At 42.8% G+C, this 21,439-nt stretch carries 17 protein-coding genes; 13 read left to right on the forward strand and 4 right to left on the reverse strand.

What is annotated here, in order from left to right; translation table 11 throughout:
• The first annotated feature begins 93 nt into the window (after positions 1 to 93).
• The gene (locus KTO63_RS12485) at positions 94 to 435 is read left to right on the forward strand and encodes a translation initiation factor (RefSeq protein ID WP_217791624.1); all 342 of its coding nucleotides are present in this window, start codon (positions 94 to 96) and stop codon (positions 433 to 435) included.
• Between the two features lie 561 nt (positions 436 to 996).
• The gene (locus KTO63_RS12490; protein ID WP_217791625.1) at positions 997 to 1,389 is read left to right on the forward strand and encodes a hypothetical protein; all 393 of its coding nucleotides are present in this window, start codon (positions 997 to 999) and stop codon (positions 1,387 to 1,389) included.
• Between the two features lie 40 nt (positions 1,390 to 1,429).
• Here KTO63_RS12490 and KTO63_RS12495 read toward each other — a convergent pair whose 3' ends face one another.
• Positions 1,430 to 1,600, reverse strand: coding sequence for a hypothetical protein (locus tag KTO63_RS12495; RefSeq protein WP_217791626.1), 171 nt, complete (start codon positions 1,598 to 1,600; stop codon positions 1,430 to 1,432).
• Between the two features lie 39 nt (positions 1,601 to 1,639).
• On the opposite strand from KTO63_RS12495, the gene KTO63_RS12500 reads away from it, so the two are divergent.
• From KTO63_RS12500 to KTO63_RS12510, 3 genes are all read left to right on the forward strand, one after another.
• The gene (locus tag KTO63_RS12500) at positions 1,640 to 2,743 is read left to right on the forward strand and encodes an efflux RND transporter periplasmic adaptor subunit (RefSeq protein ID WP_217791627.1); all 1,104 of its coding nucleotides are present in this window, start codon (positions 1,640 to 1,642) and stop codon (positions 2,741 to 2,743) included.
• A gap of 151 nt (positions 2,744 to 2,894) precedes the next feature.
• Entirely contained in the window at positions 2,895 to 6,077 is a 3,183-nt protein-coding gene (locus tag KTO63_RS12505; protein WP_217791628.1) for an efflux RND transporter permease subunit, read from the forward strand.
• Between the two features lie 142 nt (positions 6,078 to 6,219).
• Entirely contained in the window at positions 6,220 to 7,665 is a 1,446-nt protein-coding gene (locus tag KTO63_RS12510) for a TolC family protein (protein ID WP_217791629.1), read from the forward strand.
• 340 nt (positions 7,666 to 8,005) lie between these two features.
• On the opposite strand, the gene KTO63_RS12515 is transcribed toward KTO63_RS12510, so the two are convergent.
• The gene (locus tag KTO63_RS12515) at positions 8,006 to 8,236 is read right to left on the reverse strand and encodes a (4Fe-4S)-binding protein (RefSeq protein ID WP_217791630.1); all 231 of its coding nucleotides are present in this window, start codon (positions 8,234 to 8,236) and stop codon (positions 8,006 to 8,008) included.
• Between the two features lie 121 nt (positions 8,237 to 8,357).
• Positions 8,358 to 9,809: an isocitrate/isopropylmalate family dehydrogenase gene (locus KTO63_RS12520; protein WP_217791631.1), complete on the reverse strand. Its 1,452-nt coding sequence runs from the start codon at positions 9,807 to 9,809 to the stop codon at positions 8,358 to 8,360.
• Positions 9,810 to 10,067: 258 nt separating this feature from the next.
• On the opposite strand from KTO63_RS12520, the gene apaG reads away from it, so the two are divergent.
• A complete protein-coding gene (apaG, locus tag KTO63_RS12525; RefSeq protein WP_217791632.1) occupies positions 10,068 to 10,454 on the forward strand; it encodes a Co2+/Mg2+ efflux protein ApaG in 387 nt (128 codons plus the stop codon).
• A gap of 145 nt (positions 10,455 to 10,599) precedes the next feature.
• On the opposite strand, the gene KTO63_RS12530 is transcribed toward apaG, so the two are convergent.
• Entirely contained in the window at positions 10,600 to 12,300 is a 1,701-nt protein-coding gene (locus tag KTO63_RS12530) for a peptide MFS transporter (protein ID WP_217791633.1), read from the reverse strand.
• 193 nt (positions 12,301 to 12,493) lie between these two features.
• Here KTO63_RS12530 and purD point away from each other — a divergent pair, with 193 nt between their 5' ends.
• From purD to rodA, 7 genes are all read left to right on the forward strand, one after another.
• A complete protein-coding gene (gene purD / locus KTO63_RS12535) occupies positions 12,494 to 13,771 on the forward strand; it encodes a phosphoribosylamine--glycine ligase (RefSeq protein WP_217791634.1) in 1,278 nt (425 codons plus the stop codon).
• Between the two features lie 97 nt (positions 13,772 to 13,868).
• On the forward strand, positions 13,869 to 14,915 hold the full coding sequence (locus tag KTO63_RS12540) for a tryptophan 2,3-dioxygenase (protein ID WP_217791635.1): 1,047 nt from the start codon (positions 13,869 to 13,871) through the stop codon (positions 14,913 to 14,915).
• 385 nt (positions 14,916 to 15,300) lie between these two features.
• Positions 15,301 to 16,326, forward strand: coding sequence for a rod shape-determining protein (locus KTO63_RS12545; protein WP_217791636.1), 1,026 nt, complete (start codon positions 15,301 to 15,303; stop codon positions 16,324 to 16,326).
• A gap of 100 nt (positions 16,327 to 16,426) precedes the next feature.
• The gene (mreC, locus tag KTO63_RS12550; RefSeq protein ID WP_217791637.1) at positions 16,427 to 17,278 is read left to right on the forward strand and encodes a rod shape-determining protein MreC; all 852 of its coding nucleotides are present in this window, start codon (positions 16,427 to 16,429) and stop codon (positions 17,276 to 17,278) included.
• The gene (locus tag KTO63_RS12555; RefSeq protein WP_217791638.1) at positions 17,275 to 17,808 is read left to right on the forward strand and encodes a rod shape-determining protein MreD; all 534 of its coding nucleotides are present in this window, start codon (positions 17,275 to 17,277) and stop codon (positions 17,806 to 17,808) included. The genes mreC and KTO63_RS12555 overlap by 4 nt, the downstream gene beginning before the upstream one ends.
• A gap of 140 nt (positions 17,809 to 17,948) precedes the next feature.
• Positions 17,949 to 20,078 carry a penicillin-binding protein 2 gene (gene mrdA / locus KTO63_RS12560; RefSeq protein ID WP_217791639.1) on the forward strand — a complete coding sequence of 710 codons (2,130 nt, stop codon included), beginning with the start codon at positions 17,949 to 17,951 and terminating at the stop codon, positions 20,076 to 20,078.
• Positions 20,065 to 21,408: a rod shape-determining protein RodA gene (gene rodA, locus KTO63_RS12565; RefSeq protein ID WP_217791640.1), complete on the forward strand. Its 1,344-nt coding sequence runs from the start codon at positions 20,065 to 20,067 to the stop codon at positions 21,406 to 21,408. The genes mrdA and rodA overlap by 14 nt, the downstream gene beginning before the upstream one ends.
• Positions 21,409 to 21,439: the final 31 nt, after the last annotated feature.

Genomic DNA, 21,439 nt, shown 5'->3' on the forward strand with positions numbered 1-21,439 from the left:
TAAAAGTGGACAGAGCGCACTGTTTCGCAGGTTCCATTCACAATTCACCTTTCACGATTCACGTTTCCCGATTTTTTTTACTTTTGACCCATCATGAACAAGAAGAAACCCAACAGTAAAGACGGCATTGTTTACTCCACAGATCCCGGTTTTTCTTTTGAAGAAGAGAATGAAGTAGTTGAAACACTGGCGCCTGAAAAACAATTATTGAAAATAAAACTCGATACAAAACAACGTGCCGGTAAAGCGGTAACGCTGGTGGAAGGCTTCGTTGGAAAAGAAGAGGACCTCGAAACACTTGGCAAGCAATTAAAAAACTTTTGCGGAACCGGCGGCTCGGTGAAAGATGGCCTTGTGATCATCCAGGGAGATCAGAGGGATAAAGTGCTGCAGTGGCTGCAGAAAAATAAGTTTACAAAGGCCAAAAAAATATAAAGCGCATCATTTTTGTTTGAATAGAATCTTGCTCTCCCCGTCCGAACGGATTCATCCGGGCGGGCTTTGGAGAGGGTGGGCGAGGTCTTAAACTAAAACGCACATGTTCAACTTCTTTCTTGCCTTGATGAAATTTTTAACCATTACAAGTGGGATCATTTCTGTAATAAGTTTTTTCCTTTTCTCCCAGGCAAGAATGAAAGAGAACGAAGAGCAGGAGCAGCTCTATAAAAAAGTTCATTTTACCGCACTCATACTTTTTTGCGTTGCCGGCCTGGTACTTCTTAATATGCTAGCGTCGACTGAAACGCATTAGGTCTGCTTAACGCTCAATGCCTAATGCTTAACGCTTAACGCTTAACGCGGAGAGCTCGTGTTAGGCGTTAAGCGTTCGGCGTTCGGCAGCACCACATCAATTCCGGTTGATATCCTTTATCGCACGGTAGTTTTCGACGATATCGTTTTCTAAAAGGCGAAAAATTTATAACTTGCGTCAAGTCATGTTTTTTTCTGTTTTTTTTCGCTAAGGAAACTATGTTAAGAGAGCTAATCAAAAAAGGTATGTTATCACTGTTGCTGTTGTGCTTTGGCATGATGAGCTTCACGATGCCTGCCAATCACTTTCTGACTGGCTTTTCCAGTAATACAAGCTTTCCTGAAGGGAGCAGGCCCAATATTTCATTTCAGACATTTATCTGCAATGAAATAGTTGACATGATCAATCCGTCGCACGCCGATGAGAATGATTTTCCGGTAAGACAATTAAACTTCACTTACCTCGCTGAACATTCGCAAAAGCAGGCTGCGCGGCCACTTCAACAATACATTATTCCGTTTGTAAAAGTTGTTCCGCCTACAGTCGTTACGGAAACAAAAAAAGTTTACAAACCAGCCGATAGCAAGAAAATACTATCTGACTACTATAATTTTCTCCATCTCTTCGCCTTGTTTTAAACACTTGCTATTCGTGTGAATCGTTCTGTTCACACATATTTTACATTTTATAGTGACCATCCTTTCTTCCGCATTGTTGCCATAGAAAAATTCCATAGTTGCTGTCAGAGAGATCGCATGGGGATAATGGTATTGTATTGTCATACACCCACATCACCAATTGCAATTTCTCCATATAGACACAGATAGCGGCTGGAATTACAGGCGACAATGCGCGGGATTTTATTTCATAAATTCTAACCGAATAGCAATGTACAAGAGCCTTTTATCAATAATCGTAATAGTAGTAGCAGTAACAGCATGTCAAACCAAGGCATCTGAAATCAATGATAACAGCAAGGAAGTTTCCGCTTTTCCTTTAGTTGAGCTTACACAAAAAGACACCGTTTTGCAGAGCAATTATGTGGCGGCCATCAATGCCAGGCAAAATGTAGAAATACGCGCCAAAGTATCCGGCTACCTTGAAAAAATATTTGTAGATGAAGGAAAAGAAGTAAAACAGGGGGAGTTGCTATTTCAGTTGAACGCGAAAGAATTTCAGATAGGACTGGAAAAAGCAAGAGCCGCTGTTGCCAGTGCAAGAGCCGATGCAAAAGCAGTGGAGCTTGAGAAAGCGAGAGTTAAATTACTGGTTGATAAAAAGATCATATCTGCCAGCGAATATGAATTGGCAGATGCAAAACTTAAAGCAGCGGAAGCAAGAGTCCGTGAGGCTCAATCAGTAGAAGAAGAAGTCCTTACCAAATTGTCATACACTCAAATACGTGCACCATTCAGTGGCATCATCGACAGAATTCCATTGAAACTCGGAAGCCTTGTTGGCGAAGGTGCTTTGCTAACAACAGTTTCAGACATCAGTGGCATGCACGTGTACTTTAATATTTCTGAAAACGAATACCTGCAACTCGTTCAATCAAAAGCCTTCAAAAAAGACAGCAGTGCGTTTAATGGAGATGTGAATTTGATTTTAGCAGACGGTTCTGTTTATCCGCACACCGGAAAAATCAAAGCATCTGAAGGCGAATTTGATCAGGGAACAGGCGCCATTGCCTTCAGGGCAAGTTTTCCTAATCCTGAAAAGATACTCAAACATGGCGCTACCGGCAAAGTACAGATCACAAAACACGTGTCGGATGTGTTGCTCGTTCCACAAAAATCAGTATTCGAGATACAAGACAAAAACTACGTTTTCGTTGTTGATAAAAACCAGGTGGCACATATGAAAAACTTCGTGCCCGCTGCAAGATTGGGTGATTGCTATGTTGTACAATCCGGCCTTAACACAAGCGACAGAATTGTTTTTGAAGGAGCCCAGAATATCAGAGACGGAGAACGCATTGCGATAGCCCATTAACCTATAATGTGATTTGTGTGTGATGTACGATGTACGGTGTACGACATTCTTTAGAGTGGTGCACTATAACGCATTTCGTACATCGTACCCCGCACATCGTACACTGTTCTCTATTGGCTAACAACTATCAACAAACAACTATTAACTTCTCATGGTAGAAACTTTTATAAAACGACCGATCTTATCATTGGTCATATCCTTATTGATTGTATTGCTGGGTGTGCTGGCGCTCTTTACGTTGCCGGTCACTCAGTTTCCCGATATCGTTCCACCTTCTGTTGTAGTAACAGCAAAGTACACCGGGGCAAACGCTGAAGTATGTACCAACGCCGTTACAACGCCTTTGGAAAGAGCGATCAACGGCGTGCCGGGCATGACGTATATGTCTTCGGTATCCAGTAACAATGGTATTACGCTGATCACTGTTTTTTTTAAAGTAGGAACAGATCCCGATCAGGCGGCGGTAAACGTGCAAAACCGTGTAACGACGGTGCTTGACGAACTGCCGGAAGAAGTGATTAAAGCCGGCGTAACAACAGAAAAAGAGGTGAACAGTATGTTGCTGTACCTCAACATTGTCAGCAAAGATTCAAGCGCTGATGAAGAATTTATTTACAACTTCGCCGACATCAACGTGCTTCAAGAGCTGAAACGTATTGATGGCGTTGGTTTCGCCGAGATCATGGGTGCACGTGAATACTCCATGCGTGTATGGTTGAAACCCGATAGAATGCTGGCATACAATGTATCTGCAGATGAGATTGTGAATGCATTAAGAGCACAAAACATAGAAGCTGCACCCGGAAAAACGGGAGAGAGTTCTGGTAAACAAGCACAGAATGTACAATACGTTTTGCGCTATACTGGAAAATTTTTCGAACCGAAACAATATGAAGAAGTTGCCATCAAAGCGAAGGACGATGGAACAATACTGAAGCTGAAAGACATTGCGGAGGTTGAATTTGGAACGTTGAGTTACGGAATGGTGTCGAAGACAAACGGCCAACCATCTGCATCCATTATGATCAAGCAGAGACCCGGTTCCAATGCGAGTGATGTAATTGCCAACATCAAATCGAAGATGGAGGAATTGAAACAAACCAGTTTTCCGCCGGGCATGGAATTCAACTATGCTTACGACGTATCGCGCTTTTTGGATGCAAGTATTCACGAAGTATTACGCACATTGGTGGAGGCTTTCTTGTTGGTGTTTGTTGTAGTGTTCATCTTTTTGCAAGATTTCAGATCAACGCTTATTCCTGCACTGGCCGTGCCTGTAGCGCTTATCGGTACATTGGCATTCATGCAAATGCTTGGCTTCTCTATCAACCTGCTTACATTGTTTGCATTGGTATTAGCCATTGGTATTGTGGTAGACAACGCGATTGTGGTCGTCGAGGCAGTGCACGTAAAAATGACGGAAGAACATTTAACGCCATTGGCAGCAACCATCAAAGCAATGAAAGAAATTTCAGGAGCCATCCTTGCCATCACATTGGTGATGTCTGCGGTGTTTGTTCCGGTTGCGTTTTTGTCCGGGCCAGTTGGTGTGTTTTACCGGCAGTTCTCATTGACACTTGCCATCGCCATTGTGATATCGGGTATCAACGCGTTAACACTCACGCCGGCACTTTGTGCCTTGATGCTTAAGCATGACACGAAGCCAAAGAAAAATAATTTGCTCAATAAATTTTTCCATGGCTTCAACAAGAACTATTTAAAAACAGAAAGAAAATACAAATCTCTTGTTACAAGAATTGCGGGAAGACAAGTCATCACAATGGCTTTGTTGATTGGCTTCTGCGTGGCAACATGGGGTGTGAATGCAATTTTGCCTTCGGGCTTTATTCCCACGGAAGATCAGGGAATGATCTACGTGAACGTTACAACGCCGCCTGGCTCTACGGTTGAGCGTACTGAGAAGGTGCTGGATGCAATCGAAGAGATCACAATGAAAGAAAGTGTGGTGGAAAACATCAGTAGTCTTTCCGGTTATAGTTTGGTGAATGAAGTGGCCGGTGCATCCTATGGCATGGCAATGATCAACCTTAAGCCTTGGGATAAAAGAAAAGAATCTGTGCAGGATTTGATTGAAAGATTGGAAAAGAAAACGAAGAATATTAAAGATGCGAACATCGAATTCTTTCCTCCGCCAACGGTTCCCGGTTTTGGTAATGCGAGTGGTTTTGAACTGCGTTTGCTCGACAAAAATCGCGGAGGAAGTTTGAACAATACTGCCAAAGTAACCAACGATTTCATTGCTTCTCTAAAAAAGGAAAAAGCAATTGGATCGGCATTTACAAGCTTTGACGTGAATTTTCCGCAATACCTGATACATGTAGATTACGACATGGCGGGCAAGAAAGGAGTAACGGTGGATAACGCCATGAGCTCGTTGCAAACCTTGCTCGGAAGTTATTACGCCACCAACTTCATTCGCTTTGGACAAATGTATAAGGTGATGGTGCAAACAGGTCCCGGCTATCGTACAAAGCCCGAAGACATTTTGAACTTGTATGTAAAAAATGATCGTGGTGAAATGGTGCCTTACTCAACATTCATCAGGCTTGAACGCGTGTATGGTCCTGAGCAATTGACACGATACAACATGTACACGTCTGCCATGATCAACGGTGATGCCGCGAGAGGATTTAGCAGTGGCGATGCGATCACAGCCATTGAAAAAACAGCAAAGGAAAAATTGCCAAAAGGCTATAGCATAGAATGGAGCGGTATGACGCGTGAACAAATACTTTCAGGCAACCAGGCTGTGGCGGTATTTATGCTGTGTTTAATATTTGTGTATCTGTTGCTCGCAGCGCAATACGAGAGCTTCATGTTGCCGATGCCTGTCATTCTTTCTTTGCCGACAGGTATTTTCGGAGCCTTCCTTTTCTTGAAATTGGCTGGACTTGAAAACAACATTTACGCGCAAGTTGCACTGGTCATGCTGATTGGTTTGCTTGGTAAGAATGCAATCCTGATTGTTGAGTTTGCCATACAACGGCGCAAGCAGGGATTGACCATTATGGCCGCTGCACGCGAAGGTGCGGTCTCCCGTTTACGTCCTATCCTCATGACATCATTCGCATTCATTGCCGGATTGATTCCATTGTGTTTAGCAAACGGTGCAGGTGCAATGGGCAATAAATCGATTGGTATGGCATCTGTTGGTGGAATGCTGATGGGAACTGTGTTTGGCGTAATACTCATTCCGGGCCTGTATATCATTTTTGCAAAACTATCTGAATTGAGCAGTCGCAAGAAAATGAGCCAGCGCCAGTTTGTTTCACGCAAAACCATAAAAGACAACAGAAAAGTTGTGGAAGCCTAAGCATGAGTTGTTAGTTGTAGGTTGTTAGGCTTGAAAGTGGAACAATCTTTTCTAACAACTAACAACTATCAACCAACAACTACAATGATTCAAATAATTCATAGCCCTTTGCTTTAGTAAAGGGATGAAAAATAAAGAGGTAATGAAAAAAAGCAAGAACATACATTTTTATATAGTCGCACTCGGATTTGTCATTTTCGTTGTGTCGTGCGCACCATCGCGCAACACAGGCGTACCAGATAAAGTAGAAGTTTCCGATACATTGTTTCACACAACAGATAGCACAAGCATTGCAACAATAAAATGGAAAGATTTCTTCAAAGATCAATACCTGCAACGTATTATTGACAGCACTTTGAAGAACAACCAGGATATCTTAATTGCCGCGCAAAGAGTAGAAGTTGCAAGGGCAAATTTAATGATGGCGAAGGCTGCTTTTCAACCGACGGTAAATGGGGTGGTAAGCGCTGCAGCAGATCGGTATGGCGATTACACAATGAACGGCGTGGGAAATTTTGATACGAACTTATCGCCAAACATTTCCAACGATCAGAAAATTCCAACGCCTGTAACACCTGACTACTTTATCGGTTTTAGAAGTACCTGGGAAATTGATTTGTGGGGCAAGCTGAAAAATAAGAAGAAAGCTGCATTGGCAAGATTTGCCGCCTCTGAAAAAGGCAGACAAATGCTGAGTACTTTTCTCGTTGCAGAGATAAGCTCCTTATACTACCAGCTTTTGGCATTAGATAATGAGCTGAAAATTATCGAAAGGAATACCAAACTGCAAGAGTCTGCTTTGGATGTGGTGAAAATTCAAAAAGAAGGCGGGCGTGCTACAGAACTCGCTGTTAAACAGTTTCAGGCACAAGTGTATAACACGAAAAGTTATGAGTATGCCATCAAGCAGGAAATTGGAGTAGTAGAAAATCAGATCAGTTATTTGATGGGCGGTTACCCAAAACATATCGAACGCGATACAATTATTACTGGCCAGGAGTTTCCGGAACAGTTGCTCACAGGTGTTCCGTCTTCCATGTTGTTGCGCAGACCAGACATCCGCGAAGCAGAGCTGCAGCTCATCGCCGCGAAGGCCGATGTAGATGCAGCAAGAGCCGCATTCCTGCCGTCACTTACAATAAATCCATATTTGGGATTAAACAGCTTTGGAGCGGGTTTGCTCTTCAACGGCGGTTCGTTTGTGTATGGAATTCTGGGAGGTTTGACGACGCCCGTTTTTAATCAGCGTCAGCTAAAAGCCAACCACATCATCAGCGTCGCGGCAAATAAAGAAGTGTACTACAGCTATCACAAGACAGTTACCAATGCAACACGTGAAGTGCTCACAACATTGAACAATATCGATAATGGAAAAAAGATGTTGTCGCTGAAACAACAGGAAGCACAAGAGCTAACAGACGCCGTGTCGTCTGCGCAGGATTTGTATGTGGCAGGTTACGCTACTTACCTTGAAATCATCACTGCGCAGAAAAGCGTGCTGGAAGCGGAGTTGCAAAAGAACGAGATCAGAAAGAATTTATACCTGTCATCGATTGGTTTGTATAGAATGCTAGGTGGCGGTTGGTAGAGACGCGTTGAACGCGTCTCTCTTGCACCCCAAGTATGCACAAACATAAAGAAGGCATGTTCGCGCTTTTTGGAAACATTACGCGGGTGTTACAGAGACGCATTCAATGCGTCTCTGTAAGCAGCCTCGGTTCGTGTCTTCACGAACCGAAATGCACATCGTGATTGTTCGGTAGTTCGTGGGGACACGAACCACGGCTAAGGGCGCGACACTGGGAATAATTTGGAATTTGGATTTATGGGATTGGAGGATGATTGAGTTTTCTGTGATACCCGTTTCGTTAGAAAAAAAATAGTTGAAAAGATGAGATTTGTCTTTGCCATGAAAATTCAGTCATCCACTAGTCCGATGAATCCGAATTCTTATCAATGCTTAATGCGCCGCTGGGGCATTTTTTCACCTGATCAATAATGCGCTCCGTAGTGGCGCCGTCCATGTTGATCCACGGCCTGTTCTTAGGATTAAATACTTGTATCAATCCTTTCCAGCAAATGGTAGAATGTTGGCAAAGATGAGCCTGCCAAAGGATTGTTACATCACCATTGCTATATTTTCTTATTTCGTCTGACATGAGAAAGTAATTGAAAAAAAATGACTGAATAATTGAAAATTAACCTTGTTAAAGTTACTCAATTATTCAGTCATTATATTATCCGATCAACCTTCAGTTATTCAGTTAATCAGTTACTCAATTACTGTCCTTGCGCTAAGCTATACGCTTTCTTATCTCCCCACATATTCAACAATTCTAGAGAGCAGATCTTAAAGTTTCCGCTAAGGCTTACATATAAACCAATAACATCCTGTTGATTCAACGCACTGCCATCAAGGCTTTCGAAACGTGCATTGTACTGATTCACAAGGTTGGTGAATTTAGAACCTGTAGGCCAAACCTGTGTACCACGATTGCTGATGCTTACCAAGCTAAATTTCACACCTGCATGGCGAAGACATTTTTGTGCGATCACTTCAGGTTGCTCTTCGCTCTCAATAAACATATCAACGCCCACGATTTTTTCCGCAGCAGTTTCTTCGGTGATCAACATCGGATTTTTTTCCAGGTTGAAAACTGTTGGAGTAACCGGCTTGTTGGGAAGAATTTCTTTTGCACCGTGCTGAGGTTGTTTTCCAAAGTTTGCAATAATAGCATCCGCAAACTGCGTGGTGTTTGCAGAAGGTGTGCTTTTATCGCCAAAATCGCCGGTATGAGTACCGCTTTCCAAAGTATACAACAATGCATTTTCAATGATTGCCGCATTTTCCATCAATCCGAGGTGGCGCAACATAGCGATACCGCTCAACAAAAGAGCCGTTGGGTTGGCAATATTTTTACCGGCAATATCAGGAGCGGTTCCGTGAACAGCTTCGAAAATACAAATGTGGTCGCCGATATTTCCCGAAGGAGCAAAACCTAAACCGCCCACAAGACCAGCACAAAGGTCAGAAACGATATCGCCCTGCAAGTTGGTCAACACCACTGTATCAAAAAGATCAGGGCGGGTAACCAACTTCATACAAAGGTCATCCACAATCACATCATCAGCTTTCAGGTGCGGATATTCCTTTGCCACTTCGTAGAAGCACTCAAGGAACAAGCCGTCGGTGATTTTCATGATGTTTGACTTGTGGCCGCAGGTAATTCTTTTAGCATTTTTCTTGCTGGCCATTTCGAAGGCATATTTGATCACCTGCAAGCTACCCGGACGGGTAATGAAACGGCGGCTCAACGCAACATCCTGTGTAAGCATGTGCTCCACACCGCCATAAGTATCTTCAATGTTTTCGCGAACAATTGTTACATCGATGGGAATGCCTGCTTTACTGAAAACAGTATCCACGCCATGTAAAGTTTGAAACACACGTTTGTTAGCATAAGTGTTCCATGTTTTGCGTGCGGTAACGTTCACGCTTTTTACCCCTTTACCTTTTGGGGTTTCCATCGGGCCCTTAAAAAGAATACCCAGTTTCTCGATGGTATCTTTGGCTTCAGGAGTCATACCGTTGCTGAATCCTTTGTCAAACACCCATTTTCCCATGTCAACAAATTCATACTCAAGGGGAACCTTTCCGGCAACGAAAATTTTTAGTACGGCATCCATGATCTCTGGACCGATACCATCACCTTTTGCAACAGCAATATTCATAATTGAATTTTTAGTCTAATGTTTAAAAGAATCTTCTCAGGGCGAGCAACAGATGTCAATAAAAAATGGAGACGCAAAGATAATTTTTAGTTTAAGAAAGAAATGCAGATTATTATCTTTTTTAGGGTGGATAATGACTTTTAATCAATATCATAATAAACCATGATAATCTTGAAGATCTGCGGCTGTACCCATAATTAGGTAACAAAAAATTAAAACCTTAGGTTATTTTCATTATTTTTATCAAAAACCTGGTCAATGGTTAGCAAGATATCAGAAGGTATAGAAATAAGTGTAGAGACCTTTTATCAGCCGGACTACTCAAACCCAATGTCCGCTGAGTTTATGTTTGCTTACCGCATCAGCATTGAAAACCACAATAATTTCCCCGTTCAGTTACAGCGCCGCCACTGGCATATTTTCGACAGCAATGGCCAATACCGTGAAGTAGAAGGCGAGGGCGTTGTTGGTGTACAACCTACACTTAATCCCGGCGAACGCTATCAATATGTAAGCGGTTGCAATCTTCGCACCGAAATGGGCAAAATGTACGGAACCTACTCCATGCTCAACCTGAGCAATAAAAGGGCTTTTGACGTGAACATTCCCGCGTTTGAAATGATCGTTCCGTTTAAGCACAACTAAGTATTAGAAATTAGAAGTTAGGAGTTAGGAATTAGAAAGCGTAGTCGCAGCGAGGACTTCAGTTATTCAATTATTCAGTTATTCAGCTTATAAAAAAAAGAGGCGATGTTATTAGCATCGCCTCTTTTTTTATCTCGAAACAAATTTATCTCACACCGTGCATCATCTTTTTCAACACTGGTGTAAGTGCAAATAACAATGCAGAAGCCACACCGCAAAGCACTACGAATACCATGAAGAATTGGAATAAGTTGTGAATTTCAAAGCCTGCGAAAACAGGATTGGTCACATTGATTTTTGCTGTTTCCAGAAACTTTAATTGCTCAGGAGTTGCCGTTACAGTTTTGTCCAAAATGCCTTGCAGATTGATGCCTGCTTCGTTTGCTTTTTTAAACTGCTCACCGGTTGCAGGCAGGATAGAACCCAATGTTCCCGCCAACGCATAACCAGATGCATTTGACAAAAAGAACACGCCAAACAACAAAGAAGCGAAACGTTTTGGAGCCAATTTGCCCACCAGAGAAAGGCCAATTGGGGAAAGGCAAAGCTCACCGAAAGTTTGGATCAGATACAGCAGGATCAGCCATTTTACAGCCAATAAACCTGAGTTGCCAAGATCTTTTACATTGTGTGCTATAATAAAGTAGCTAAGTGCAATTAAGAACAAGCCAATAGCTTGTTTGAAGGGAGAAATAGGTTCTTTGCCGCTTGCTCTCAATTTATCCCAAAGGAGACTGAAAGGAACCGCAAAAGCAACAACGAAAATTCCGTTGAAGATTTGAACCATTGATGGAGGCATTTGCCATCCAAGGAAATTTCTGTCTGTTTGGTTATCCGCTATGAACGTTAGCGATGAACCCGCTTGCTCAAAAGCCGCCCAAAAGAAGATGATAAAGAAGGAAACGATGTAAATAACAAGGATTCTGTCCCTTTCAACTTTCGTCAGTGATTTATCCGTCAGGATCAATCCTGCGAGTGAAATACCACTACCATAGATAATTGAGTAGATTACGTTTTGTCCTGCAACTTTATTGAAAAGAAACGCCAGAATCGCAAAGGCAATTACCGCGCCACCCAACGCTTTCCCCGTGAAATGCGCGTTTTGAGCCTCTCCTTCAGCAAAATCCGCAGCAGTATTGTGTTTTGGCAAACCACCGATAGGACGTCCTTCCGGAGTTCTTACGTATTTATCTTTTAAGAAGAAGAAAGAAATAGTACCAGTCAGCATGGCAAGAGAAGCCGCTAAGAAACCCCATTTGAACGCATGGATATCACGAACGCCGGCTTTGTCGACAACGTCGCCTAAAACAGGGCAAATAAACTGGCCAAGGAATGCACCTACGTTGATACCCATGTAGAAAATGGTAAAAGCGGTGTCCAGCTTGTTTTTTTCCTGCGCAGGATACAGGCTTCCTACCATCGAAGAAATGTTTGGTTTGAAAAAGCCGTTACCAAGGATGATTACGCCCAAACCGATGTACAATAATGTTTTTGCAAATTCCAGGTTGCCGCCGAAAACGCTGGCACTGGTAAACAGGAACATCTGTCCGATTGCCATTAAAGTACCACCAAGAATGATACAATATCTGTTACCAAGAAATCTGTCGGAAATAAAACCTCCGAGCATCGGAGTTAAATAACACAATCCCAGGAAGCCCCCGTAAATCAATGATGAAGTCTCTTTGCTCATCATCAGTGAGTTCACGATAAATAGAGTAAGGAGAGTACGCATTCCGTAAAAGTTGAATCGCTCCCACATCTCCGTCGAAAATAACACCCAGAGCCCTTTTGGATGTTTTTTGCTGGTCGTGCTAGCCGGGCTAGCGGTTGCTACTGCTGTATCCATACGGCGAAATTTCTGTTCTCAGTTTAATTTAGGTTGATAAAGTGCCCAAAATACTGATTAATTGTAACATGTAATCAAACGCGACCTTTATCAGGCAGCATTTTATCAAAATAAAGTTGCCTCGTTTATATATTTTCTACTTTTGCTCCGTTTTTCAGCCTCATATTTACTTAAAATATAATAGCTCAACTCAATGAACATTCTTCTTTTAGGCTCAGGCGGCAGGGAACATGCGCTGGCGTGGAAACTTTCTCAAAGCAGTAAATGCTCAAAATTGTTTATAGCGCCGGGAAATGCCGGTACAGCACAATGCGGTACCAACGTGGCCATTTCCGCAACAGATTTTGATGCCATTAAAAAGTTTTGCGACGGTAATAATGTGGAAATGATAGTGGTAGGGCCGGAAGACCCATTGGTAAAGGGCGTGTACGATTATTTTAAAACAAATAGTTCCTCTATATCTGTAATTGGCCCTTCTCATGAAGGTGCAAAGCTTGAAGGCAGTAAGGCTTACGCGAAAGCTTTCATGAAGAGACACAATATTCCAACCGCAGCCTACGCTGAGTTTGACGCTAATAATTACCAGGATGGCGTTACTTATCTTAAAAATCACTCCTTGCCTATAGTGCTGAAGGCAGACGGTTTGGCCGCTGGAAAGGGCGTTCTTATTTGTCAATCGCATGAAGAAGCGCTGACAGAATTTGAGCAAATGATCCAGCAAAGCAAATTTGGCGATGCCAGCAAAAAGGTAGTGGTAGAAGCATTTTTGGACGGAATCGAGTTGAGCATGTTTGCTTTAACTGATGGCAAAAGCTATGTGTTACTGCCTGAAGCAAAGGACTACAAAAGAATTGGCGAAGGCGATACCGGTTTAAATACCGGTGGTATGGGCGCGGTAAGCCCGGTCCCGTTTGCCGATGCTACTTTCATGAAAAAAGTAACCGATACCATCATAAAACCCACTATTGACGGGCTTTACAAAGATAACATCACTTACAAAGGGTTCGTGTTTTTCGGCTTGATTAAAGTTGGAAACGAGCCTTTCGTAATTGAATACAACTGCCGCATGGGCGATCCCGAAACGGAAGTGGTGATGCCAAGACTTAAAAATGACCTGGTAGATCTTTTTATTGCTACACAAAATGGCACGCTGAACAGTATTAAAATCGACCATGACAGCCGCGTTGCCTGCACCGTGGTGGCTGTAAGCGGTGGCTATCCCGGCGATTACAAAAAAGGTTTTGAAATAAAAGGTTTGGGTGGCAAAACTGTTTCTGGCGACACCATGGTATTCCATGCCGGTACTGCTGCGCAAAATGATAAGGTGGTAACTGCAGGTGGCCGCGTTCTCTGCGCCACTTCTTATGGCGATTCTGTAAGCGACGCCATCAACAAATCAAAGCAAACCCTTGCCGATATTGAGTTTGACGGAATGTATTTCAGGAAGGATATAGGCTACGAGTTTATGTAATCGTACGTAGAGACAAGGCACTGCCTTGTCTGGCGAATTTGAAATTCGTAATATGCAAGAGACAAGGCATTGCCTTGTCTCTACAAATAAATTAAACATGACCAACAAAGCAGTGCATTACAGCGATTACCTGCAACTAGACAAAATCCTGAATGCACAAGAACTAGAAAGCGACAAACTGAGTTTGCACGCGCATGATGAAATGCTCTTCATCATGATCCACCAGGCATACGAGCTATGGTTCAAACAAGTGCTTTTTGAAATTGATTCTGCCATAGCCATCATGCATCAGCCCATGAACGATAATTCGCCCGAATTGCAAACCATCGTTCACCGTTTCAACCGCTGCGTAACCATCCTAAAAGTACTGGTACATCAGATCGACATCATGGAGACCATGACACCGATGGATTTTCTTGATTTCAGAGACATGCTGCGGCCTGCGTCCGGCTTCCAAAGCTGGCAGTTCAAAACGATAGAAGCTAAGCTGGGACTGAAGTTTGAGCATCGCCACGGGCAGGAATATTATACCGCACAATTAAGACCACAGCAAGTTGAAATAATCAAAGCTGCAGAGCACGAGAAATCATTGCTGGAGCTTGTAAACAGCTGGCTCGAAAGAATGCCTTTCTTCGAAGAACCGGAAAACTGGGAAAACTTTAAAGGACTTGAAGGTAAAAACGGAACGCATACCTATTGGGCAACTTACAGAGAATGCTATCGTCAGAGTTTATCAGAGGCGGAATTTGGCAACCTTGCTTACTTCGACGATATTTTTCTTCAGAGCGATACACTAAAAACTGAGAACGGATCGTTATCCGCAAAAGCGAATCGCGCAGCACTTTTTATCATGCTATATCGCGGCTATCCTATTTTGCAATTGCCTTTTCAACTATTGAACAGCTTACTTGAAATAGATGAGCAATTAAGCATTTGGCGATACAGGCATATGAGCATGGTGCAAAGAATTATTGGAACAAGGTTGGGAACCGGAGGCAGTTCCGGTAGAGATTACCTGAAAGCCGCGCTGGACAAGCATTATATTTTCAAGGAAATTGCACGACTCACCAGCTTTTTAATCGAGAGAAGAAAACTTCCGGAATTAAGTCCGGAGATGGAAAAGCGACTTGGATTTATAAAGTAACTATGGCTGCAGACTGCTTTTTGATAGTGGATTTCAAGATTGTGCTTTATTTGAAAATTTGAAAATATGAGAATTTGAAAATGCTTTCTGTGCAACTTCTGGGTCTAAACTGACTCTCGAAATATCCGGGAGTAAATAACAAGTTCAAAAAGGGCGCACCGAAAGCATTTTCAAATTTTCAAATCCTCAAATTTTCAAATTGAAAATGTTATGCACCCTTATATATTCATTTTTCTTATCTTGCTAAAGAATCATGGTGAAATCGCAAACCGCTTTGCTTTTAAAATAAAAAATGATTAGAAGCAAAGCGGTTTTGCTTTGCCAATCGAATTATTTGCATCAAATTTGCATGCGTTATTCTTTTCAAAATTCTGACTCTTAAAACATGGGCCTTTTTAATTTTTTTACACAGGAAATTGCAATAGATCTGGGTACTGCAAATACCCTTATCATACACAACGATGAAGTAGTAGTAAACGAACCTTCAATTGTTGCGCTGGACAGGAATAACCCTAAGAACGTTCTCGCGGTAGGCAAAAGGGCCCTGATGATGCACGAAAAAACGCATGAAAGCATCCGCACTATTCGTCCGTTGAAAGATGGTGTAATTGCTGACTTCAACGCGGCAGAATTAATGCTTCGTGAAATGATCAAGATGGTTTATCCAAAGAAACCGATCTTTTCACCAAGCTGGAGAATGATGATCTGCATCCCTTCAAGCATTACAGAGGTTGAGAAACGTGCGGTGCGTGACAGTGCTGAACAAGCGGGCGCAAAAGAAGTGTATTTGCTGCATGAGCCAATGGCTGCTGCTCTCGGTATCGGTATCGATGTGGAAGAGCCGGTTGGTAACATGATCATTGACATAGGCGGTGGTACCACGGGTATTACCGTAATCGCTTTGGCCGGTATCGTTTGTGACCAAAGTATCCGTATCGCCGGTGACGAATTTACTGCGGACATTATGGAAGCGCTTCGCCGCTACCATAGCTTGCTGATTGGTGAGCGTACTGCCGAGCAGATCAAAATTCAGATCGGTGCCGCGATGAAAGATCTTGAAAATCCGCCAGATGATTTGCCTGTTAATGGTCGTGACCTTGTAACAGGTATTCCAAAACAAATTATGGTAAGCTACCAGGAAATTGCGGAAGCGCTTGATAAATCCATTTTCAAAATTGAAGAAGCGATTCTGAAAGCACTTGAAACCACGCCTCCTGAGCTGGCTTCGGATATTTATCGCCGTGGTCTGTACCTGACAGGCGGTGGTGCCTTGTTGCGCGGTCTTGATAAAAGACTTGCTCAAAAAATTAAATTACCTGTACACATTGCAGATGATCCGTTAAAGAGTGTGGTTCGCGGTACAGGTATTGCTTTGAAACATTATGATCGTTACCCATTTGTAATGAGATAATAGCTAGGAATTAGAAATTAGGAGTTAGGAATTAGAAATTTCGTAAGCCTGCTTCTAATATCTAATTCCTAATTTCTAAATCCTAATTTCCTGCTCTCATATGCGTAATATTTTTCTGTTCATTAGGAGGTACTCCAACTTTTTACTGTTCCTGGTGCTACAGATAATTGCATTATCCTTTCTTTTTCGTTTCAACAAGTATCATGAAGCCGTTTTCAACGGTTTTTCAAGCGAAGTCACAGGCAGGGTTAGCCAGAAATACAATAGCGTAGAATACTATTTCCAGCTAAAGAAAACCAATGATGCGCTCGTTCATGAAAACCTTGAATTGCGCAAGATGCTCAAGGACAACTATGAAAGCTACGACACCACAAAGAAGGTAGTCGTAGATTCCATAAAAGTCGACAGCATTCTTAAATACCAGAAGTATCAATATTACGAAGCCAAAGTGGTGGGTAGTTTTATAACCACACAAACCAATTATTTCATGCTGCACAGAGGCGCCAAGCAAGGTGTTCATGCAGATATGGGCGTAATAGGGCCACAAGGAATTGTGGGTCGCGTGGTAAACGTGAGCGACAACTTCTCCACAGTAATGAGCGTACTGAACCGTCAGTTTAAAGTAGACGCCAAATTGAAAAAGAGCGGCGACCGAGGTCGCGTAGAGTGGGATGGTGCCAGCCCGCAATATATTTTCCTGAAGAACATTCCTAAAAGCGCCCCTATAGCGAAAGGCGATTCAGTGCTGACGAGTGATCTGTCATCCATTTTCCCTCCGAACATTATGATTGGAACCGTGGCGGAAATTGTAAATGACCCAAGCAGCAACTTTTATACATTAAAATTAAAAACAGCTACCAACTTTTCCAGCGTCCAATACGTCAATGTAGTGGAGAATTTACAGCTGGATGAACGTAAAGCTTTGGAAGAGGCAGCACAAAAAAATCAATGAGTATAACGCTTAAAAATATCATCAGGTTTGTCCTGTTTATACTGGTTCAGGTATTTGTACTGCACAAAGTGCCACCTTTACATGAATACGTTGTGCCTTACGTTTACTTTCTTTACGTTTTGTGGCTGCCTTTCAAAACGTCGAGAGCAGCATTGATGTTTGTTGCATTTTTGTTCGGCTTAACACTTGATTACTTTCTGAAATGCCCTGGTCTTCATGCAGCAGCCTGTGTTTTGATCGCTTATATAAGACCGTTTCTTATTAATATTTTGATTTCCCAGGAAGGGGCAGACACCAACTATTCGTCTCCTTCCATAACAAGTATGGGCTGGGCCCCATATGCAACGTATGTGGTTATTTTAACGCTGATCCACAATATCTACCTGGTATTGCTGGAGTGGTTGCAGTTTGGGAACTTCCTTTATTTCCTGGGAAAAATTCTGGCCACCACCGCAATGAGCCTGTTGTTAATCATTATAGCAGAATTGCTTTTTAACCGGAAAGAAAAGTTCAGGACGAATACGGTGTAATTGAAAATTGAAAGTTGAAAGGTGAAAATTGGGGTTCGCAAGTTTTGATTTTTGCCTTTTTACTTTTGCCTTCCTCTGGTTCGAAAAATAATAACTGCACTAAGGTTATAACAGACCAAACCTTCATTTACCTTTGTTATATGTCCGTGTTTAACCAGTCCAGAAGTACAATAATCCGCTTAATTTTCTTAGGTATATTTATCATCATCATTGCTCAGTTGATGAACTTGCAATTGTTTTCAGGCAAGTACAAGCAACTCGCATTTAACAATGCCGTCTTTGCAAAAGTGGTGTATCCAAGCCGTGGAATTATTTACGATCGAAAAGGAAAAGCAATCCTCAACAATACAATCATGTTTGACCTGGTAGTTACTCCCAACCAGGTAAAGAACGTAGATACTTCGCTGCTTTGCGCGCTTTTGCAAATAGACACTACAGAGTTTAACCGGCGAATGGCGGAGGCCAAATTTAAAAATGGTCGCTATCGCCCTTCGGTGTTCAGGGACCTTTTGCCGGCAGACATGTATGCGAAACTTGACGAAAACATGTGGAAGTTTCCCGGCTTCGACTTAGTGGAAAGGCCGGTGCGCGTTTATCCTTTCAACACGGGTGCGCAAATTCTCGGTTATATTGCTGAGGCAGACTCCTCGATCATTAAGCGTTCCAACGGATTTTACAGACTTGGTGACTATGTGGGCAGAAACGGCCTTGAACAGTATTATGAAAATACTTTGATGGGAAGACGCGGTGTGCAATACATGATCAAAGACAACAAGAATCGATTGGTGGGCAGATATGAAAATGGTATTTACGACACTGCTGCCATCGCCGGAAAAAATTTACGCACTTACATAGATGTAGAGGTTCAGCAGCTTGCAGAAAAGCTGATGAAAAATAAGATTGGCGCCATTGTAGCAATTGAACCGAAAACGGGTGGCATCATTTCAATGGTTTCTGGTCCTGATTTTGACCCCAACTTATTGACCGGGCCTGACAAAAGAGCCAACACCAACAGGCTCCTGCTGGATGCAAGTTCGCCTTTATACAACAGAGCTATCAAGGGCCAGTATCCGCCGGGATCAACATACAAGCCGCTTGAAGCGCTTATTGGACTTGACGAAGGCGTAATTACTCCGAGAAGTGGTATCGCATGTACGGGTGCTTATTACGGTTGTAACAGACCGGTAAAATGTACAGAACACTGGGCCGGGCACGCAGCGAACTTACGATTGGCGATTGCGCACTCATGCAACTCATTTTTCTCAAACGCTTTCAGATTGATCGTTGATAATCCTCAGTACCATAATTCACGCGTCGGTTTGACGAAATGGAAAAATTATGCAAATGCGTTTGGATATGGCCACAGAACTGGTGTTGACCTTCCAAGTGAAGATGGCGGAAACATTCCTGATACAACCCAATACGATAAAGAGTATAGAGGTTCATGGAATTCCTGCACAATGGTAACAATAGGAATTGGCCAGGACAAGATGTTGACAACACCATTGCAGATCGCGAACGCCATTTGCATTGTTGCGAATAAAGGATATTACTACACGCCGCACTTCGTGAAAACATATGATGGTGAAACGCAGGAAGACACAACGCTGAACAAGTATCGCAGTAAACACGAGGTGTTGACACACATTTCCGATAGTGCATACAACACGGTAATTGGCGGAATGAACGACGTAACCATTGTTGGTACTGCAGCACGCATTCCTAAGATACCGGGCATTGACATTTGTGCAAAAACAGGTACAGCAGAAAACTATAAGGTGCTGGATGGCAAGAGAACGAAACTGAAGGACCACTCGGTATTCGTTTGCTTCGCACCAAGAGACAATCCAAAAATTGCGGTGGCTGTAATCGTTGAAAATGGTGGCTTTGGTGCCACGTGGGCCGGTCCCATGGCGTACCTGGTGGTTGAAAAATATCTCAACGACAGTTTGCGTGCAGACAGAGTGGTGGAAGCCGAACGCATTTCCAACGCGAATCTTTTGCCGTCATGGTTGCCAAGAGAACAGTACAAGCTGGACTCCGTTCGCGCATATTATCGCTTTCAGCTTACAAAAGACAGCAGTGTGATTCGCAAATACCTAAAGGGCGGCTACAAACCTCCGGTTGTTGATACTGTGATAAAAAAAGCACCAGCTAAACCACAACCTAAAAAAGACAACGCTTTGCCGGTAACACAAGTAAATCCTATGATAGATCCAGAGAAAACAAATCATCCAAAATCCATAAACCGCCGCAATGAATCAGCATAATCCCGAAATATCAAAAGGTGTAGATTGGTTGCTGGTATGGTTGTTCATCATACTTTCCGGCATTGGCATCATGAGTATTTTCGCGGCTACTTTTCGTGAAGGAGATAACGTGTTGCAGGGTTTTCTTTCATTAAAAACAGACTATAGCAGGCAGACATTATACTTTGGTATCGCAAGCGTTCTCGCGGTTTTTATTCTGCTAACAGACAGTAAATTTTTTACGGCCACGGCGAACCTGTGGTATGCAGCGGGCATGTTTTTATTGTTGCTTGTATTTCCATTTCATACAAATATTAAGGGAACGGAATCAATCATCAGAATTGGTGGCGCATTTCAGTTGCAGCCAGCCGAGCTATGTAAAGTATTTGTGAACCTTGCCTTGGCAAAATACTTGTCACGTGTAGAAACGGATTTCTCTAAGACTCAGTCACAATTGATTGCCGCAGCCATTGCGCTCGTACCGGGATTTATTTCTATTGCACAACATGAAACCGGTTTGGCACTTGTGTACTTTTCGTTTTTCCTTGTAATGTTCCGTGAAGGTTTGCCAGCGGGCATTTTGATCATTGGGTTCTCCGCCGCGGTATTGGTAGTGGCAACGTTACTCATGGAGCCGAACACACTTGCGATTATTTTAACGGTCATCGCGCTGCTATGCATATACATCATGCGAAAACAGATCAAACGCAAAAGAAGATTGCTGTTTCTGATCATTGGTATTTGGGTGGTGTGTGTGGGCGTACAACGCTTTGCCGTGCCATTTATGTTTGATCATGTTTTTAAACCGTACCAGGTAAAACGTATCTATGATACAATAGGTAAAGAGTACGTGCCGAAAAACGCAGCAGATATTGCAGACCTGGAGGCAAACGGCGCAAAGAAAAAAGATGATGGAGATTATAACGTTAGGCAAAGTAAAATCGCCATTGGTAGTGGTGGATTAATTGGTAAAGGTTTATTGAAAGGAACACAAACGAGATACGACTTCGTTCCCGAGCAGCGAACGGATTTTATTTTCTGTACCATTGGCGAGGGCTTTGGGTTCCTGGGAAGCTTCGGACTACTCGGATTGTACTTTTTGTTGCTGATGCGAATCGTAACCATTGCAGAACGACAGCGAAGTGTTTTTAGCCGCGCCTATGCATACGGCGTGGCCTCCGTAATATTCTTCCACATTGCCATTAACATATGCATGACCATTGGGCTTGCACCTGTAATTGGTATTCCATTACCCTTCATTAGCTATGGAGGAACATCATTGCTTACCTTTACAATTTTATTGTTCATTCTCATACGTCTTGATGCCGACAGGCAGATGGTTTTGCGTTAGTGGAGAGTTGAGAATGGAGAGTTGAGAGTTA

Source organism: Pinibacter aurantiacus (assembly GCF_019130065.1).
Classification (GTDB): Bacteria; Bacteroidota; Bacteroidia; order Chitinophagales; family Chitinophagaceae; genus Pinibacter; species Pinibacter aurantiacus.

What these genes read in the sequence shown, in the direction of transcription:
- mreC (WP_217791637.1), top strand. Translation starts at nt 16,427, where the DNA reads ATGCGTAATATTTTTCTGTTCATTAGGAGGTACTCCAACTTTTTACTG.
- KTO63_RS12530 (WP_217791633.1), bottom strand. Translation starts at nt 12,300, where the DNA reads ATGGATACAGCAGTAGCAACCGCTAGCCCGGCTAGCACGACCAGCAAA.
- KTO63_RS12485 (WP_217791624.1), top strand. Translation starts at nt 94, where the DNA reads ATGAACAAGAAGAAACCCAACAGTAAAGACGGCATTGTTTACTCCACA.
- mrdA (WP_217791639.1), top strand. Translation starts at nt 17,949, where the DNA reads ATGTCCGTGTTTAACCAGTCCAGAAGTACAATAATCCGCTTAATTTTC.
- KTO63_RS12540 (WP_217791635.1), top strand. Translation starts at nt 13,869, where the DNA reads ATGACCAACAAAGCAGTGCATTACAGCGATTACCTGCAACTAGACAAA.
- KTO63_RS12500 (WP_217791627.1), top strand. Translation starts at nt 1,640, where the DNA reads ATGTACAAGAGCCTTTTATCAATAATCGTAATAGTAGTAGCAGTAACA.
- apaG (WP_217791632.1), top strand. Translation starts at nt 10,068, where the DNA reads ATGGTTAGCAAGATATCAGAAGGTATAGAAATAAGTGTAGAGACCTTT.
- KTO63_RS12505 (WP_217791628.1), top strand. Translation starts at nt 2,895, where the DNA reads ATGGTAGAAACTTTTATAAAACGACCGATCTTATCATTGGTCATATCC.
- KTO63_RS12520 (WP_217791631.1), bottom strand. Translation starts at nt 9,809, where the DNA reads ATGAATATTGCTGTTGCAAAAGGTGATGGTATCGGTCCAGAGATCATG.
- KTO63_RS12555 (WP_217791638.1), top strand. Translation starts at nt 17,275, where the DNA reads ATGAGTATAACGCTTAAAAATATCATCAGGTTTGTCCTGTTTATACTG.
- rodA (WP_217791640.1), top strand. Translation starts at nt 20,065, where the DNA reads ATGAATCAGCATAATCCCGAAATATCAAAAGGTGTAGATTGGTTGCTG.
- purD (WP_217791634.1), top strand. Translation starts at nt 12,494, where the DNA reads ATGAACATTCTTCTTTTAGGCTCAGGCGGCAGGGAACATGCGCTGGCG.
- KTO63_RS12515 (WP_217791630.1), bottom strand. Translation starts at nt 8,236, where the DNA reads ATGTCAGACGAAATAAGAAAATATAGCAATGGTGATGTAACAATCCTT.
- KTO63_RS12545 (WP_217791636.1), top strand. Translation starts at nt 15,301, where the DNA reads ATGGGCCTTTTTAATTTTTTTACACAGGAAATTGCAATAGATCTGGGT.
- KTO63_RS12510 (WP_217791629.1), top strand. Translation starts at nt 6,220, where the DNA reads ATGAAAAAAAGCAAGAACATACATTTTTATATAGTCGCACTCGGATTT.
- KTO63_RS12490 (WP_217791625.1), top strand. Translation starts at nt 997, where the DNA reads ATGTTATCACTGTTGCTGTTGTGCTTTGGCATGATGAGCTTCACGATG.